Source organism: Nocardia amamiensis, assembly GCF_015477605.1.
GTDB classification, from domain to species: domain Bacteria; phylum Actinomycetota; class Actinomycetes; order Mycobacteriales; family Mycobacteriaceae; genus Nocardia; species Nocardia amamiensis_A.
Genome location: NZ_JADLQX010000004.1, coordinates 289,616 through 306,564 on the forward strand (window position 1 = coordinate 289,616; position 16,949 = coordinate 306,564).

The 16,949-nt window shown below is 68.3% G+C and carries 13 protein-coding genes and 4 tRNA genes; 6 read left to right on the top strand and 11 right to left on the bottom strand.

Features of this window, described 5'->3' with window-relative positions:
- Positions 1 to 226: 226 nt before the first annotated feature.
- The 4 genes from IU459_RS07900 to IU459_RS07915 form a co-directional block, all read right to left on the bottom strand.
- Positions 227 to 841 carry a (2Fe-2S)-binding protein gene (locus tag IU459_RS07900; RefSeq protein ID WP_324198787.1) on the bottom strand — a complete coding sequence of 205 codons (615 nt, stop codon included), beginning with the start codon at positions 839 to 841 and terminating at the stop codon, positions 227 to 229.
- Positions 838 to 1,269, bottom strand: a complete 432-nt coding sequence (locus IU459_RS07905; protein ID WP_195128804.1) for a TIGR02611 family protein — start codon at positions 1,267 to 1,269, stop codon at positions 838 to 840. The genes IU459_RS07900 and IU459_RS07905 overlap by 4 nt, the downstream gene beginning before the upstream one ends.
- A gap of 107 nt (positions 1,270 to 1,376) precedes the next feature.
- Entirely contained in the window at positions 1,377 to 3,626 is a 2,250-nt protein-coding gene (locus tag IU459_RS07910; protein WP_195128805.1) for a SulP family inorganic anion transporter, read from the bottom strand.
- Positions 3,627 to 4,788: 1,162 nt separating this feature from the next.
- Positions 4,789 to 4,860, bottom strand: a tRNA-Val gene (locus IU459_RS07915).
- 361 nt (positions 4,861 to 5,221) lie between these two features.
- Between IU459_RS07915 and IU459_RS07920 the strand changes: the two genes are divergently transcribed.
- The 4 genes from IU459_RS07920 (at position 5,222) to IU459_RS07935 (ending at position 6,910) form a co-directional block, all read left to right on the top strand.
- Positions 5,222 to 5,294, top strand: a tRNA-Gly gene (locus tag IU459_RS07920).
- 43 nt (positions 5,295 to 5,337) lie between these two features.
- Positions 5,338 to 5,408: transfer RNA gene (locus tag IU459_RS07925), tRNA-Cys, on the top strand.
- 1 nt (position 5,409) lies between these two features.
- A tRNA-Val gene (locus IU459_RS07930) sits at positions 5,410 to 5,484 on the top strand.
- 205 nt (positions 5,485 to 5,689) lie between these two features.
- The gene (locus IU459_RS07935; protein WP_195128806.1) at positions 5,690 to 6,910 is read left to right on the top strand and encodes a sigma factor-like helix-turn-helix DNA-binding protein; all 1,221 of its coding nucleotides are present in this window, start codon (positions 5,690 to 5,692) and stop codon (positions 6,908 to 6,910) included.
- On the opposite strand, the gene IU459_RS07940 is transcribed toward IU459_RS07935, so the two are convergent.
- Positions 6,876 to 7,820, bottom strand: a complete 945-nt coding sequence (locus tag IU459_RS07940; RefSeq protein WP_324198788.1) for a hypothetical protein — start codon at positions 7,818 to 7,820, stop codon at positions 6,876 to 6,878. The two genes, IU459_RS07935 and IU459_RS07940, sit on opposite strands and share 35 nt — an antisense overlap.
- Before the next feature lie 444 nt (positions 7,821 to 8,264).
- Between IU459_RS07940 and IU459_RS07945 the strand changes: the two genes are divergently transcribed.
- Positions 8,265 to 9,299: a hypothetical protein gene (locus tag IU459_RS07945; protein ID WP_195128807.1), complete on the top strand. Its 1,035-nt coding sequence runs from the start codon at positions 8,265 to 8,267 to the stop codon at positions 9,297 to 9,299.
- On the opposite strand, the gene IU459_RS07950 is transcribed toward IU459_RS07945, so the two are convergent.
- The 3 genes from IU459_RS07950 to IU459_RS07960 form a co-directional block, all read right to left on the bottom strand.
- Positions 9,266 to 10,234, bottom strand: coding sequence for a LysR family transcriptional regulator (locus tag IU459_RS07950; RefSeq protein WP_195128808.1), 969 nt, complete (start codon positions 10,232 to 10,234; stop codon positions 9,266 to 9,268). The genes IU459_RS07945 and IU459_RS07950 overlap by 34 nt on opposite strands.
- Before the next feature lie 293 nt (positions 10,235 to 10,527).
- Entirely contained in the window at positions 10,528 to 12,087 is a 1,560-nt protein-coding gene (locus IU459_RS07955; protein WP_195128809.1) for a flavin-containing monooxygenase, read from the bottom strand.
- Between the two features lie 58 nt (positions 12,088 to 12,145).
- A complete protein-coding gene (locus tag IU459_RS07960) occupies positions 12,146 to 13,381 on the bottom strand; it encodes a cytochrome P450 family protein (RefSeq protein WP_195128810.1) in 1,236 nt (411 codons plus the stop codon).
- Positions 13,382 to 13,634: 253 nt separating this feature from the next.
- On the opposite strand from IU459_RS07960, the gene IU459_RS07965 reads away from it, so the two are divergent.
- Positions 13,635 to 14,174, top strand: coding sequence for a GNAT family N-acetyltransferase (locus IU459_RS07965; protein ID WP_195128811.1), 540 nt, complete (start codon positions 13,635 to 13,637; stop codon positions 14,172 to 14,174).
- 7 nt (positions 14,175 to 14,181) lie between these two features.
- Here IU459_RS07965 and IU459_RS07970 read toward each other — a convergent pair whose 3' ends face one another.
- The 3 genes from IU459_RS07970 to zapE form a co-directional block, all read right to left on the bottom strand.
- The gene (locus IU459_RS07970) at positions 14,182 to 14,934 is read right to left on the bottom strand and encodes an alpha/beta fold hydrolase (RefSeq protein WP_195128812.1); all 753 of its coding nucleotides are present in this window, start codon (positions 14,932 to 14,934) and stop codon (positions 14,182 to 14,184) included.
- Between the two features lie 62 nt (positions 14,935 to 14,996).
- The gene (locus IU459_RS07975; RefSeq protein WP_195128813.1) at positions 14,997 to 15,785 is read right to left on the bottom strand and encodes a tyrosine-protein phosphatase; all 789 of its coding nucleotides are present in this window, start codon (positions 15,783 to 15,785) and stop codon (positions 14,997 to 14,999) included.
- Between the two features lie 131 nt (positions 15,786 to 15,916).
- Positions 15,917 to 16,933, bottom strand: a complete 1,017-nt coding sequence (gene zapE, locus IU459_RS07980) for a cell division protein ZapE (RefSeq protein ID WP_195128814.1) — start codon at positions 16,931 to 16,933, stop codon at positions 15,917 to 15,919.
- Positions 16,934 to 16,949: the final 16 nt, after the last annotated feature.

Genomic DNA, 16,949 nt, shown 5'->3' on the forward strand with positions numbered 1-16,949 from the left:
GCGGGTCCCCGCTGAGTGGTGGCCGATCGCGTGTTCGCTCCGGCGCGACCATGCTACTGTGCTCCGCTCCTCGGCCTCCCCGCGCCTTCAGGCCGTACCGGTCAGGTGAGGGCGACTTGCGTTCAGGTCCTGCGTCGGGTGCCGCTCGACTTCTCGGCGTGCCCGGCGAGCTACCCATGTGCACACGAAATCAGTTGTCGCGTCACCACGAGCTTCACTCTATTTCCTAGGTCTCGGTGGCGAGGTCGGCGAGCAGTGCGGTGCGTTCGGCGGCTGGTCGTTTGGGGCAGCTGGTGCACATCTGGCAGCCGGGGACCTCGAACACCAGACAGCAGGAGATCCGCCGGACGAACGTGCGTCCGCCGATCTCGACGAACCGCGGTGCCGGCAGTTTGCCGCCGATCTCGGCGGCCAGCCGTGCGCCCGCGTCCGGCGAACCGGCGTCCAGCGCACGATTGCCGATCGCGTCGGCGGCAATCGCCCATAGCGAGGGGACTCCTGCCCCGGACACCTCGGCGACCGGCGGGATCACGGCGGCGAGGGTGTCGCGCAGGGCCGCCGCGCAATCGGCCGGCGCGCCGCCGTCCATGAGGATGCGCACCCGGTCGATGCCGCCGTCCGGTCGCACCTCGCAATCCAGCCGGTCCAGCGCGGCCTCGGGGGCCGGTTCGTCCTGCGCGTAGGCCCGCGCGATCTGCTCCACCAGCGCGGACGCGACCATGCACCACCACAGCGTGCCCGCGATGCGCGGCGACGTGGTCCCCCACGAGTGACCCATTTCCGCGATACGCGCGGCCAGCCACTCCGGCTGGATGAGTGTCCGCCCCGGGACGGTGGTCACCGCTGCAGGGGGCTGCGCAGCCATTCCCATTCGACTCCGATCCAACTACCCACGATCCCGAACGTTCCCAATACCCACAGCGTCGCGACGACCAACGCGGCGGTGCCGGCCGCGGCGAACACCTGCATCGCCGGACCACGGGCGGAGTACCAGGCCATGCCCTGCCGGTACCGGTCCCGCAACCAACCCAACGCCTTACGCGCCCAAGCGAATTCGGTGGCGAGGATGCCGAGTCCGGCGAACACGATCGCCCAGCCGGGGCCGGGATACGGGATCGCGAGGACGCCGACCGCGAGCACGGCGACACCGACCACCGCGACCCCGATCCGGTAGGCGAGGTACAGCGTAGGTCGTCGCGCGAGCCCGGCACGGAAGGCACGCCAGCCGGTCGGCCGATCGGTCGAGCTCGTTTCCAGATCTGCGGTCACGTCCCCAGGGTACGAGCAATCCGGCCCCCGGAATTCCGCTCCGACCTGACCGGATACGACGATCCCGCCCGGGCGGCGGCGCCGGGCGGGATCACTTGTCTCATCGGTCACACGAGTTCGGCCGCGGGCTGACGTCCCGCGTCGTCGATGTGCGCGATCCCGTTCACGGTCACCTCGACCACCCGGGCGCTGGCGATGTCGAAGAACAGACCCGACACCGTGACGCCACGCTCGGCGATCGCCTTGCGCACCGCCGGGTGCTGCTGCAGCGTCTCCAACTGCACCGCGACATTCACCATGCCGAGTTGGTCGACCTCTCCGAACCCGGCCTCCTGCGCCGCGACCGCCACCGGATGGCCCTCGCGGAAGCGCTCCAGGCTCGGCTGGGCGTGCGTGAGCCAGGCGTCCACACCGGGAACCTCGGCCCCGGAGTGCAGCGCCGCCATGGCTCCACACGACGAGTGCCCGCACACCACGACCGATCGGACGTTCAGATTCTCCAACGCGAAGACGAGCGCGGCCTCGACCGACGCGTCACCCTCGGCGGGCACCAAGTTGCCCACGTTGCGCACGGTGAACAGGTCGCCGGGCCCGCTGTTGGTGATGATGTTCGGCACGATCCGCGAATCCGCACAGGTCAGAAAGAACGAATCCGGGTCCTGCTTGTCGCGCAGCTCGTCCAGGTGCGGCCGGACGACGTGCGCGTGACTGCGGTGGTACGCCGCGACGCCCGCCGCGACCGGGTTCTCGTGCTCCTCGCCGTGACGCCAGGGCCCCAGGACGTCGTCCCAGACAGATCGGGCGAAGCTTCGCGAGGGCGGCTGCGCCGTGGCGTGCACCATCCTGGCGCCGCCGATCTCCACGAAATCGACGCTGCCGCCGTGGTTCTCCTGCTGTCGTGCGAACTCCTCGATGGCCTCGAAGGCGGCGTGATCGAGGAAGTCGACCGTCATCTCCACCGTGACGTCGACTCCCGCGGGGATCTTCGCGAACTGCGCCGAGAGCTTCGGCAGCGCGAGGAAGGTGGCCGAGCCGTCGATGGTGACCAGCCAGCGTCCCGTGCCGGGGACCGGCTCTGCCTTGATAGCCACCCGGACCACCCGCCACAGCAGCAGGCCGAAGGCCAGCCCGAGACCGATCAGCACGCCCTCGAGCAGGTTGAGGAACACCACGCCGAGCACCGTGACCGCGTACACCAGCAGATCACCGGTACGCCGGGCCAGTTTGATGTGGGCCAGCTTGACCAGCTGGGTGCCGATCACGATGAGCAGACCGGCCAGCGCGGCCTTCGGGATCTGCTCCACCACGGAGACCAGCGCCACCGAGAACACCAGAACCCAGATGCCGTGCAGCACCGCGGAGGCCCTGCTGTGCGCGCCCGCCTGCACGTTCGTCGCACTGCGCACGATCACGCCGGTGACCGGCAGGCCGCCGAGCAGGCCGGAGAGCACGTTGGCCGAGCCCTGGCCGATCAGCTCGCGGTCGAAGTTGGTGCGCTTGCGCGAGTGCATCTTGTCCACGGCCACCGCGGACAGCAGGCTCTCCACGCTGGCGATCAGCGCGATGGTGAGAATCGCGAGCGCCAGGGCCGGCCAGTCGCCGCTGGGCAGGGCGGGCAGGCCGATCGCGTCGAACAACGACCCGTTCAGCACGAGACGCTCGGCGTCGGTCGGCAGTACCAGAGCGAGCACGGTGCCCGCGAGTACCGCGACCAGCGGGCCGGGCACCAGGCGGACTTTGGCGGGCATGTACTTCCAGCCGACCATGATCGCGATCACGGTCGCGCCGATGAACGCGCCGCCGCCGTGCAGCGAGGTCAGCTGCCCGGGCAGCTCGACGATGTTGCGCCAGGCGGAACTGTGCGAGGAACCGCCGAGCAGCACATGGATCTGCTGTAGGGCGATGGTGATGCCGATACCGGCGAGCATCGCGTGTACCACCACCGGCGCCACCGCCAGTGCGGCCCTGGCAACGCGACTGAGCCCGAGCAGGATCTGCAGTACACCGGCGGCGCAGACGATGAAACACGTTGTTCGCCAGCCGAATTGGCTGATCGTCTCGGCCACCACCACGGTGAGGCCCGCGGCGGGGCCGCTCACCTGCAGAACCGAGCCACCGAGCAGTCCGGCGACGATGCCGCCGATCACGGCCGCGATCAGCCCTGCGGCGACCGGGGCTCCGGAGGCGACCGCGATGCCGAGCGAAAGCGGCAGCGCGACAAGGAAGACCACGATCGAGGCGGGCAGATCGTGGCGGAGGATGTCCGTGACGCGGTCGGGTAATGGTCCGGACTTGGGGTCAGGGCCCGTCGCTGCGGGCGGTGACAGTGGCGGGGCCAAATCCTGATCGATAGCCATGACTCTCCTTCGCCGACTCGGCTGTTTCGCCGAGGTCGGTTGACGATCAACATGTCCAGCAGGGCACAAGACCGCGAACCGGCATCTCGCGGTGAAGCAGTCCCGACACAGCGATGAGTCGAGATGTAAACGAGGACAAGTGTATTAGTAAAGACTTAGCAAAGGCTGAGAAAGCGGGCAGATTGTGTGTTGTTCCCCACTGCCCGCTGGTCGACATGACAGTGATCCACCGCACAGCACGTGACGTGGATCATGGTTCGAGAAGCGCTGCGGCCCCGGGCGATTCCGTCGACCATGACCTCGATCACGCGCGCTACCGCGAGATCGACGGCTGGCGTCATCCCGAATCCCCGGACCGACGGGGGGATGTGCGTGCGGCGTCTCCAGCCGCACTCGACGTTGACCACGCCCGCCGGATCCACTGCTCCAGATCCACCGATGGCTGCTGAATTCCCCTGAGGATGACCAGTTTTCGCGACCGACTGAGGGCGCGGGACTTGGGCACAATGGGCACGTCACAGTTGCGGACAGCGAAAGAAGTTGCGGCTCAGTCGAAGCGATGCGTGCCTCGCGGCGGCGCCCGTCGTGCAACTCGGGCGCAGTCCGCCGACTCGGCTCATGGAACCACCGAGCAGTCCGGCGACCATGTGGACTACGACGGCGACGCGCGGCACCGGCAGTTCCCATGATGTCGAGCAAAACAAGTAGGGGGACAGGAGGAATCACGACGGAAACGGATGGATCGGCACGGCCGCTTCCAGCCGGTCGATCGACCGTACCTGCGTGCGGCGACGTCCGTGGTGCGGGATCGGTGTCGGTGGACATATTTTCTCCTTCGCCGGGTCCACACCCGGTTCATCGGTCAAACATGTTCTTGGCATCGAATTCGAGCAGCGGGCGAAGCTCGGGACGGCCCTCGGTTCAGCAGGCGCGACCCGTGACGCAGAACTCGGACTGATAGTAAAGACTTCACAAAGCACCTGCAAAGGTTTCCGGTCGCACTGATCACAACTGCTACCAAAATGTGACCCGGGTCACACCTGAGAGCATAGGGCTGACGGAACGCAAATGGCCACCACTCGACCTCGGCGCCCATGGCCGCCGAAGGCCCGGAGAGAAGAGAGAAGACCGGGCATGCACTGCACCGGTCTCGCCAATCGAGTGGTCCCAGCTGGGATCGAACCAGCGACCTTCCGCGTGTGAGGCGGACGCTCTCCCGCTGAGCTATGAGACCTGACCTGCGTCCGGTGGTGCGGGGATGCCCTCCGGACGAGACGAAACATTAGCACGCGCCACCGGCGGTTCACCAAATCGCCACCGGGACAGGATGGGCTCGCGCGCGCAGACGAGCAGTCGGGAGATGCGCCGGCGCCGCACCGAAGACAGTCCCGCGCCGGAGACCGGGAGCCGGCCGGACCGACGATGGCATACAGAAACATCCCTTCCCCCACCAACCACATGAGCCACCGCAGTCACATCACGCAACGTTCTCGATTTACTGCGTTCTACCAGCGGATTTGTACCTTTCACCTGGCGTCGGCTAATGTTCTGTCTCGCACCACGGAGGCCGGAAACGAGCCGCCGGGATGCGAAATGCGGATGTAGCGCAGCTGGTAGCGCATCACCTTGCCAAGGTGAGGGTCGCGGGTTCGAATCCCGTCATCCGCTCGAGAGGTAGGGCCAGGCAACATTACGCCGTCCCCCTTTGCGCGGTGGAGTGGCCGAGTGGTGAGGCAACGGCCTGCAAAGCCGTGCACACGGGTTCGATTCCCGTCTCCACCTCGCGCGATTAGCTCAGCGGGAGAGCGCTTCCCTGACACGGAAGAGGTCACTGGTTCAATCCCAGTATCGCGCACCACCGAAATAGCAGGTCAGCCCCGGTTTTCGCCGGGGCTTTCCTGTTTCCGCGCCGTCGGCGTGCTGCGCCGGCGCCCCGGCTCCGTCGAACAGAATCCGACGGTTCACCGGACGCACATCGAGTCCCGCCGCGGTGGAGGTCGGTTGTCGGTGGGTGGGGATACGCTGTGGCGCACAGTGCCGGAGCCGAGTCAGGGGGTTGTCGCGTGACGATCAGCGTGGCGGTCACGCCGGATGACGACGCTGATCCCGAGTCGCTCGACCTGCGCGACGACATCTCCTTCGAACTCGAAGAGGTCAACGAGGTGCTCGCCGAGTTGATCGCGTTGCAAGCCGATCGCAAGGCCAAGGACGGCGAACTGCTGACAGCTCGGCTCGGCATCAGCGGCGAGCGGCCGGAAACGCTGGCGCGCATCGGCGCCCGCTACGACCTGTCCCGCGACCGCGTGCGGCAACTGCACACCAAAGCGGTGGGCCAGATGCTCCGGATGGCCCAGCAGTCCGGGCACCGCGCCGCGGCGGTGCTGGGCGCGCGCTATCCACTCGACGCGCGCGACCGGCAGCTGGTGCGCGCGCTGCTGGTGGAGACGTACGCGACCGACACCGACATCGCCGCCACCGAACTGTCGTACTTGAAGCTGCGGCTGGCCGGGCACGCGGCCGAGGACGCGAAGCGGATCGCCGGATTCGTCACCCAGCGCATCGCGGCCTGGCAGAAGAAGACCAACCGGCGCCTGGCCAAGCTGCAGGACGCGCAACCGCGGGCGACCAGTCAGCTGAATCCCTGGTTGGATCAGGTCGAGTGGCCCGGTCCCGGGTCCGCGGCCGCGATCCCCGGCGCCTCCGCGCGCACGGTGGACAGCGACGACGACGGGCGCGGGCGCTTCTACTTGGACAAGGTCGGCCGGGACGTGCCGTTCGACTCCGGCCTGGAAGCCAGGTTGCTGTGGATTCTCAACGCCAGCGATCTGGTCGAAACGTTCCGGGAACATCCAGCGGCGGTCATCTACGAGTTCGACGGCGCCGAGCGGTCGCACTATCCCAGCATCGTCGCCCGGCTGACCGACGGCCGAACTGTTCTCATCGACGTCGAGCCGCTCGGCCACCTCGGATTCCACGTCAACCGGATGAAGGCGGCCGCGAGCCGCGCGTACGCGCACGCCAACGGCTGGGGCTGGCTGGTCTGGACGGGCAGCCGTATCGGCGTCCCGGAACTGCGCACGCGCCGGGTCGAGGCGGCGAGCGAACAGATGCTGCGTGAGCTGGTCGAGCGCGGGCCGGTGCACTGGGCCGGGTTGCGCCAGGTGCGCGCGAAGACCGGCTTGGACCTGCTGGACTTCCTCACTCTGGTGCTGCGCAACGAATGGCGGTGGGATCGAGCACCCTTCCGGCTCAGCGCACCACCATCGCCGCAGCCAGGAACGTGACGATCAGCAGCATCGCGCAGACCGTGATCAGCTGCCAGCGTTCGATGGACTGCTCGAGGTTGGCGATGGTGTTGCGCAGCGCTTTGTCCAGCCGGTCATGGTCGGCGAGCGTGCGCTGGGCGGCGGCCAAGTTATCGGCCTGATCCTGCGCCGCCGCCTCCGCGCGTTCCAGTCGCGTGGTGAGCTTCACCACGTGTTTCTGCTTGTCCCGCAAAGCCTTGCGGGCCATTGCCAGCGTGGTGCGCTGATTGACCAGCTCTTGGCGCTGCCGGGCGATCACCGTTGCCTGCGTCCTCGTGTGGTGTTCCCAGTCGGTCACGGTGGCCCAGCCTCCTGTCCTCTCGTCCCGATAGCCCCAGACGAACTCCCCGCGCACCCAGCCCGCGATGAACTCGCGCAGCTCGACCGGCTCACGCCGTGGCGCCGCCATCGCGTGCTCGGTGTCCAGCACACCGGTGACCGCGCGGTAATCGCAGGTGGCGGGAGCGAAGTCCGCGATGCCGAGCGCGTGCAGATACGGCACCCAGTAACCGGGCGGGCACAGCCAGAGCACGTCCGTGCAGCCGGCGGCGCGCAGCCGCGCGGTGTGCTCCTGCGCGAGTGCGCGCTCCAACGGCCCGCTGCGGATCTCGATCGCGTACACACGATCGCCCTTGCGCCAGTAGACGTCCACGGGCAATGTTCCGATGCGCCGGTCCACTTCCGCCTCGTCGGCCCCGTAGGCCAGCAACCTGCCGCAGAGCCAGTACTTCAACCGCTGCATATCCCATTGCGCGGCGGAACAGTCCGGACACTCGCAGGCGTAGCCCTTCGACGGCCCGCGCACCCGGCCGGAGCCGTCCCCGATACCCAACTCGGCGAGCAGCGCTCGGCGCCCGCAGGCGATCTCCGCCCGCTGCTTCGTTCTCACGCGACCACTCCCTGCACGAACCACCGCAGGCCTGGCGACCCACGCCATAGATCAAGAGTGCGTCAGACTTGCCTACCTTGCCAGTCCCGTGTACCCCGCGCTCGGGTGCGCCACACTTGGGCTCATCGGCTCGGACCGGCGTTGGTACTCTGCGGCACAAGGGCTTTCATCATGCCATGCGGCCTCTCCGGCCATTCGGGGATCGCTGATCGACAGTTGCCGCCATCCGCGACGCGTCCGTTCGCGTCGGTCGGTGCGCTTCCGGACAAACCGGATCGGCGCGCACTCCGCGTGTGTGGACGTAACACGGTGGGCCTACGCTGATTCGATCAGGTCAACAGATCGGCGTATCGCCGATTCTTCGCGAGCCGCGGATGTCCAACTGGGCGGATAGAATCGTCCGGCCGAGTGCGAGCTGGGCCGATACGGGGAAGTGGGTACTGCATGGAGCACGGTCAGCAGACCGGCGAGTCGATCGGCGCGATGTTGTCGAGTATCGCGTCGACTCTCCGAGAGGTCAGCGAGAAGCTGGACGCGGTAGCGGCCCGGATCGACGGCACACCGGCCGTCCCCGACGAACAGACCATCGAGGCTCGATTGGCCGCACTGGAGGCATGGGCTTCCCAGGCCAGGAGGGATATTTCCGGCATCGACGCACGGGTGGGACAGCTGGAGTCCGGCGACTCCCCGGCCTCGAATGACCCGGCCGCGGCCGACCGCTCGGCCCTGGGGGGAGCGAGGCGGTCGAACGCACGCCAGCCGGAGCGCGAGGCCGGGGAACCGGCACCTGCTGCACGGAAGAGCGATTCCCGGGCACTCGCCGGTTCCCGAAATGGCTCGCGCTTACCGGAAATGCCCCGGAAACCGGTGCACGCCGCCCCGGAGCCGTACCTCTCTGCGCAGACGGGTTCCACCCCGCCCCGTGAACCCGTCATGACCGCACTGGAGCCGAAGGACACGTCCGGGCAGGACGTCACCCCGCCTGCGCCGCGCGAGCAGACATCGAACTTCACCGCTCCCCCCGCACAGGAGCTGGCCTCGCGATTCACCACACCGGTGTCGCGTGAACCCGCGTCCTTCACGGCGCCGACCGCGCGCTCCAGCGGGTCATCGGCCTCGTATTCGCAGCACGAAAACGCCGCGTACGAAAGCATTGTCGCGTCCCCCACCAGCGCCGATCCGGGTGCGGACCGCAGCGGTTCCCGGAACGGGGCGGCGCCCGATGCCCCCGTCGCGGGTCTCACCGGCGCACGCCACGCCACCGAGGAAGAGCGCACGCCGGTCGAGCACAACCACGTCGACAAGCTGCAGGCCATGCTCGACGAACTCAAGCGCACGGCGGCGGCGCCGCTCGGCCGCTCCGACATCTTCGGTCCGCCGGCGGGCGATTCGACCGCGAACGGATATCAGTCCGAACACGGCGACGCGCATCGCAGGCCGACCGACTACCGGCTGTCCACTCCGCCTTCGACATCCTGAGCGGTCTTGCTGCGCCGTTTCGGCGGATGTGCCGCGGCCGCCGAGCGCAGCAGGATTTCCTGGACGAGATCGCGAAGCCACCGGTGCCCACGCTCGGCGGTGTTGCGCGGATGCCAGGCCAGCCCGACGGCGATCTCCGGCAGCGGCAGCGGAATCTCGAACGCGCCCAATCCGATCGCGGGCAGTGTGGCGGCGCTCAGCAAGGCGGGGGCCGAGCAGACCAGATCGCTGCCACGCAGCGCGAAAAGGGCGCTGGTCAGCGTCGGGACGGTAGCCACGACACGCCGGGTACGGCCGTGCAGGGCGAGCCGGTCGTCGATCGGGCCGTGCGCGCGTCCGTCGCGTGAAATGGTCAGGTGCCGGGCGGCAGCGTATGCCGCGACGGTGACGCGGTCGGTGACCAAGGGATGGTCCGCGGCGGCCACCCCGATCACACGGTCGGCGAGCACTCGGCGCACCGTGGTCTCCGGGTCGGCGTGTTCGATCACGCCGACCTGGAGATCGACGCGTCCGTCGCGCAGCGCGGCGGTGCCATCGAGGGTGTCGGGCACGAAGCGCAGCGTCACGCCCGGCGCCTGTGCTCGCGCCGCGGCCAGCAGCGGCGCGGCGAGTTCGGTGACCACCAGGTCGCCGGCCTGTATCGCGAAGGTCCGGCGCAGCGCCGCCGGATCGAGGTCGTCGCGCGCGGTGAGCAGCGCGCGCCCCTGTTCGACCAGAGTGCTGACTTCGTAGCGCAATTCCAGTGCGCGTGGTGTCGGTACCAGCGTGCGGCCCGCCCGCACGAGCAATGGATCATCGAGCACGGTACGCAGCCGAGCCAGCGTCCGGCTCATCGCGGGCGGCGAGGTGTGTAGGCGCTGTGCGGCGAGCGTGACGCTGTTGGTGTCCAGCAGCGCGTCGAGGGCGACGAGCAGGTTCATGTCCAGCGCTTCCACCCCTGGATTATCGCCAAGGCAAGGACTGATCCTCGACATTGCCTGGCGGGGCAACCCCCTGTCATCGAGGACGCCGCGGATGCCCGTCCTCGATGTCTGGTTACCCGGCCACCGGCCGTGCTCATCTTCCGGGCTACCGGAGTCACACCATTCCTGCACGGTGTGCACGCACGGCCGCGACATCACCATCGCCGAGCACGACGTCCGATGTCGGAGACACCCGGCTGAGTTGCGGCAGCAGCTTCACACCGCACTCAGCGGCCCGCCGCGTTCCAACCTCTGAGATCGGTCACCTAGTGGCTGACCCGGCCGCTGTCGCCCTCGTACGGAAGCAGTTCCGCATCGATCGGAGCCGAGGGCGGGATCGCGGGTCCGGCGCTGGGCTTTCGCCGGGTCGCGAGGCCGCGGTAGGACTCCGGTTTGATCCGGCGGAACCACTGACTCGCGCGGGTGCGCAGCGGCAGGCGGAACTTCAGGTCGGCGAGCATCTCGTCGAGGTTCTGGATGGAGAACGGGATGACCGCGGTGCCGTGCGCGTGACGGCCGTGCGTGCGGTCCTCCATCCAGCGCAGCCGGGCGTCGATCTGCTCGTTCATCGTCTCGGCCGGTGGCAGGTTCAGCCGGCCGGTGAGCAGCGCGGCGGTCCAGTGCGCCGCGACTTCGGCGCCGACCGTGCTGATCAGCGATGAGTTGTAGCCCGCGAACGTCAGATTGGGGACCTCCAGCGGCAGGATCTGCCGGTGCAGGCGGAAGTTGCCGTGCTCGTCGGTCAACCGGCGCTGCACGTACGGTGTCAGGAACGGGACGCGCTGATGGAAACCGGTCGCGCACACGACGACATCGGCTTGCAGCACCTGGCCGGTGGACAGCCGCACCGCGGGCGCGGCCTTGGGCCCGCCACCCAGCTCGGTGATCGTCGTGTCGCGGTGCACCACGATGCGACCGCCCGCGACTTGCTCGAAGAAACCCTCGGTGGCGAGGCTGATGGTGCTGTCGGCGATATCCTCGAATCGACCGCTCGGCACCAAGCCGAGTTCGCGCAGGCGCAGGCGTTTGGTGGCCAGTTCCTGGAGCAGATCGAAATTGCTGATCCGCACCGATTCGCCCGGCCCGTCCAGGAACCGGTCCCCCCAGCCCGGACGCAGGTAGTGGAAGTGCGCCTCGCCGAAGCGGGTCAGCATCAGCCGTTCGTAGTCGATCACCCGGGCAGGCTTGCGCGGCATCTTCCAGAACACCCGCCGCGCCACCACCGAGGTGGATGCCGCGACCTCGCTCACCGCGGTGGCGATGTCGCAGGCGGACTTGCCGTAGCCCACCACGACGACCGACTTGCCCCGCACCGATTCCAGATCGAGGAACTCCGAGGAGTGGCACAGTCGGCCGCCCGCCGCGCGGAACCAGTCGGCGCCGCGGTAATCCGGCATCGCGGGTTCGCTGAACACGCCGTTGGCGATCACCAGATGGTCGCAGGAGGTCCGATGCACACCGCTCTCGTCGCGAATTTCCAGCAACCACCCGCTGTCCACCGGATCGGCGGCGACGACCTCGGTCCGCAAGCGCAGATGCTCGGTCAACCCGAAGTGCTCGGCGTAGGCGGCCAGGTATGCCTGCATCTGCTGGCCGTCGAGAATGCGCGGGTAGTCCGCGGGCATCGGGAAGTCGGAGAAGTGATATGTCTCCTTGGAGTTCTGCGTCCGCAGCCCCGGGTATCGCCGGGTCGCGCTCCACACGCCACCGACATCGGGTGCGCGGTCGAAGACCTCGACCGAATAACCCTTTTGGTTCAGCACTTTCGCGCAGGCGAGACCTGCGATACCCGCACCAACGATCCCGATGCGGCTTCCGCTTGTCATGCGCAGGAGACTACGTCGCCAGCGCCGCACAGCAAAGTCGGCCGAGTGAAACCGCTCTTCAGCGTATTGCCGGCGCACTCGCCGGTACGACGGGAAGCTCGAGCAGACCGCGGATCAGGATGCTCTCCCGCCAGCGCAGGTCCGCGTCATCAGCGGCCAGGCGCAGCAGCGGATACCGGCGCACCAGCCTGGTCAGCGCGATGCGGGCCTCCAGCCTGGCCAGTCCCGCGCCGAGGCAGTAGTGGATGCCGTGACCGAAGGCAAGATGACCGTTCACCGCGCGATCGGGGTCGAACGTTGCGGGCGCGGCGAAGTGCCGTTCGTCGCGGTTCGCCGAGGCGACCGCGACGAGCACCAACTCCCCTTCGGGGATCACGCGGTCGCCAAGCGCCAGCGGGGCGGTGGTGTAGCGCAGGGTCACCACGTTGACCGGTCCGTTGTAGCGCAGCATCTCCTCCACCAGCGCCGGGACGCCGGCCGGGTCGTCGTGCATGGCGCGGTAGCGGGGTGGATCGGTCAGCAGTTCGAGCACGGTGTTGCCGATCAGGTTGACCGTGGTCTCGTGGCCCGCGATCAGGATGAGGAACGCCATGGAGATCAGCTCGTCGTGGCTCAGGCGGTCTCCTTCGTCGCTGGCCAGGAGTAACTGCGAGATCAGATCCTCGCCCAGCCCCTCCGCGCGGCGCCGGGCGACCAGGCCGTCGAAGTAGTCGACGATGGCGTCGGTGGCGCTGCGCATCCCTTCCGGTGTGGACATCGGAGTGTCCACCACGGCCGCCGACCACTCCCGGAACCGTTCGCGGTCCTCGACGGGCACACCGAGCAGTTCGCAGATCACCGTGACCGGCAGCGGAAACGCGTACTCCGCCAGCAGGTCCACTTCCCCGGTGGCGCCCGCGGTGCGATCCATCGCGTCGAGCAAATCATCCGCGATCGCCGCGACCCGAGGAGCGAGAGCCTCCATCCGCGCGGGGGCGAAGGCGGGAGTGACCAGTTTGCGCAGCCGGGAATGCCGCGGCGGATCGGCGTTGAGCAGATGGTGGCTCAGACGCTGGTTGGCCGCGGTGACACCGCTCCTGCCCGCCGCCGCCTGCCGCGCGTGGGCGCCCGCCGCGGTATGCGGGTCCTTGCGCACGTCGGGATGGCGCAGGACGTCCTTGGCGGCGTCGTAATCGACCACGAGCCAGGCGCGTACTCCGGTGCGCAACCGGATCAGGTGAGCCGGGCCTTCGGCACGCAACTGCTCATAGAAGGCATACGGCGTGCGAAAGAAATCCGCTGGCAGTTCTCTCATGCGATCGGTTTCCCCTGCATTCGCGATGTCGGTGCGGCCCTTCGATGGTGACACCGGTCACCGCTGCGGGCCAGCCCTCGCGGCCGGGCCATCCGTACTATCGTCGTGGTCGATCGCCGTCGGCCGCGTGGACCTGTTCCGGCGTACGGCATCGCCGCCGTCCCACTCGATGTCGAGGCCCCCAGCGGGCTCCTTGCCCGTCTCGGTGATAGCTCTCATATGCCCGCCGCCGCATGTGTGCTCTGATGAAGGCATGAGCAACCTCCCAGTCATCGTCGACCGGGCCGGGCTGTGGGACGCGGAGGCCCTCAGTGATGTTGCGGCCGCGACTTTTCCGCTCGCCTGTCCCCCGGACGCGACGCCCGATGACATCGAGATCTTCGTCACCGACGTGCTGTCGGGCGAACGTTTCGGCGAATACCTGAGCGATCCGGCGCGGATCGTGCTCAAGGCTCTCGCGGGCGACGAGATCGTGGGCTACGCGATGCTGGTGGCGGGAGATCCCGCGGACGCGGCGGTGGCCGACGCGGTCGGCCTGCGTCCGGCGGTCGAGATCAGCAAGATGTACGTGCTGCCGGGCCATCACGGCACCGGGGTGTCGACCGCGCTCATGCAGGCGGCGCTGGAGTGGGCGCGGGCCGAGGGCTATCCGGGGGTGTGGCTGGGCGTCAACCAGGAAAACGTCCGTGCGCAGCGCTTCTACGCCAAACACGGTTTCACCGTCGTCGGCACCAGGACGTTCACGGTCGGCAACCGGACGCACCACGACCACGTGATGCGTCTGGTCTTCTAGGCCGGGCTCACCGCAGGAAGCCGACCAGCGCGGTGTGGAAGGCGGGGGCCAGCACCGCCATCAAGTGATCGCCGGGCACCACGGCCAGGGCGCCGTGCGGCAGGGCCTCCGCAAGTCGCTCGGGTTCGGCGGCGAACGGGTCGTTGTCGCCCGCCAGGACCAGCGCGGGCACGGTCACTTCCGACAGGCCCTCGATCGGGCGGTCGTCCAGGCCGGTCGCCACCGCGTGCATCGCGTCCAGATCGGCGTGCACGGCGTCGGCGAGCACCCGGAACATCATCGCCGTCCGTGAGGCGCCCGCGCCGTCGCCGCGCATCGCGGCCTGCAGATCGGGCAGGTCGATCACCCGGCGGTCGACACCGCCGCAGTCGAGCACCCCCGAACCGATGCCGCCGACCGCCAAGCGCCGCACCCGGTGATCGGTCGCGGCGACCAGCAGCGAGATCACGCCGCCCATCGAGTAACCGACCTGGACCACTTCGTCGAAGCCCAGTTCGTCGTAGAGCGCGCGCACATCACGGGCCATCCCGTGCCAGGAGTAGCGCTCCGGCTCATGCGGCTTGTCCGAGCGACCATGGCCGCGCGCGTCCAACGACACCACGGTGTGTCCGGCAGACCGCAATGCACCGACCACGCCGGTGCTCATCCAGTTCGCATTGGTGTCCGCGACCACGCCGTGTTGCAGCACGACCGGGATGCCTTCACCCTCCCAAACCCGGTACGCGAGCTCCAGGCCGTCCCATGTCTCGAACTTCGTCATGCCGGGATCGTAGTGCGCGGTACGGTCGAAGTGGACACTTGTTCGAAATGGGACGGTTGCGCTCAGGCCAGCAGCTCGGCCCGCAGTGCGGCGATGTCGCCCTCGGTGAGTTTCAACCCCTCCCGGACATAGCCGTCGAAGCTGCCGTAGGTCTGGCTCGCCTGGTCGAAGGAGGCGTCGAGCCAGGACTGCTGGACTCCGTTGAGCGGGTCGTCGCCGCGCGCGTTGCGATACCGGTTGGACAGCAGATAGTCCTCGGTGACCGTGGCGCGATCGACACCGAGCAGGGTGAGCAGGACGGCCGCTGCCCAACCGGTGCGATCTTTGCCCGCAGTGCAGTGGAACAGCAGCGCCCCGTCGGTGTCGAGGACGGACCGCAGTACCGAGGCGAACGCCTCGTTCGCGCCCGGCGCGGTGATGAACGCGCGGTAGAGCCCGTCGCCGCCGGTGAGCGTGGTGGCGAGGACCTCCGGCGGAGCCTGGCCGATCACGTCGGACCACTGCGCAGTGGCGCCCGCGGGAACGCGGTCCGGGCCGAGCGCGCGCTCGTAGACAGTGCGCAGGTCGTAGACGGAGCGCACCCGGCGGTCGGTCAGCGCGGCCAGATCCTCCGCGGTCGCGTTGCTCAACTGCCCGGTGCGGAAAACCAGGCCGGTGCGCACGGTCCGGCCGTCGGTCGTGCGGTATCCGCCGATATCGCGGGCGTTCTGCACCCGTTGCAGAGGCAGCGAGCGATCGACCGAGATCACGGGAGCCGCGGGTGGCTCGGCGAGCGCGACGCCGTTTACCGGCCCGAACGCGACCGCCAGCCCAGCCGCCATGGCGATCGGGGCAGGAAAACGACGGGCCATACGACTGCTCCGATCAATCGGTCTGCGCACTTCCCGGTCGATCTTGCCGACTGTCGAGGCACACAGCAAAGACGCAGCTGGCAAAGTCCGTCGACAGTCCGCGCCGGGCCGAGCGAACGCGAGGCAGCTGCCTAGGCCGCGACCTCGAACCGCGACAGTGCGAGCAGGCGCGAGATCGCGCGCAGGTATTTCTTGCGGTAGCCGCCGTCGAGCATCTCCGCGGAGAAGATCTCGTCGAGCTTCGCGCCGGATACCGTGACCGGGACGCTGGCGTCGTAGAGCCGGTCGGCGAGCACCACGATGCGCAAGGCGACGGCCTGATCGACGACCGGGTGCACGTTCGAGATGAACACCGACGACACTCCGGAAATCAACGTGCCGTACTTCGACGGGTGCAGCGTGCTGAGGTGCTTCAGCAGCGCGTCGAATTCGTCGAGCGTGGAACCCGGTGTGGCCGAGGCGCGTTCGGCCAGCACTTCCGGCGAGGTGGGTTCCGGTGCGGGCGGCAGATCGCGGTGGCGGTAGTCGGGCCCGTCGACGCGCACCGCCTCGAAGATCGACCCGAGTTTCTTGATCTCGCGCAGGAAATCCTGTGCGGCGAAGCGTCCTTCGCCCAGCTGGCCCGGCAGGGTGTTGGACGTGGCCGCGATGGAGACCCCGGCCGCGGACAGTTCGGTCAGCAGCCGGGAGACCAGCATGGTGTCGCCCGGATCGTCGAGCTCGAACTCGTCGATGCACAGCACGCTGTTGCCCGAGAGCCGCTCCACCGCGTTCGCGAAGCCGAGCGCACCCACCAGGTTGGTCAGCTCACCGAACGTGCCGAAGGACTTGGGCGCGGGCGAGCTGTGGAAGATGGAGGCCAGCAAGTGGGTCTTGCCCACGCCGAAACCGCCGTCGAGATACAGCCCCGCACCGCTGACCTGCTTCTTCTTGCCGAACAGGCTTTTGCGCCGCGCGGCTTTGCCGATCGCCGCGACCTGCCCGGAGAACTCCTCGGCCTTCCGTACGGCCGCGGCTTGGCTCGGTTCCTTCGGGTCGGGGATGTAGGAGGCGAAACTCACCTCGTCGAACATGGGCGGTGGCACCATTTGGGCGACGAGCTGATCGGCCGGAACCTCCGGGTGACGATCGACGAGGCGTTCTTGCATGAAGGAAGCCTAAAGA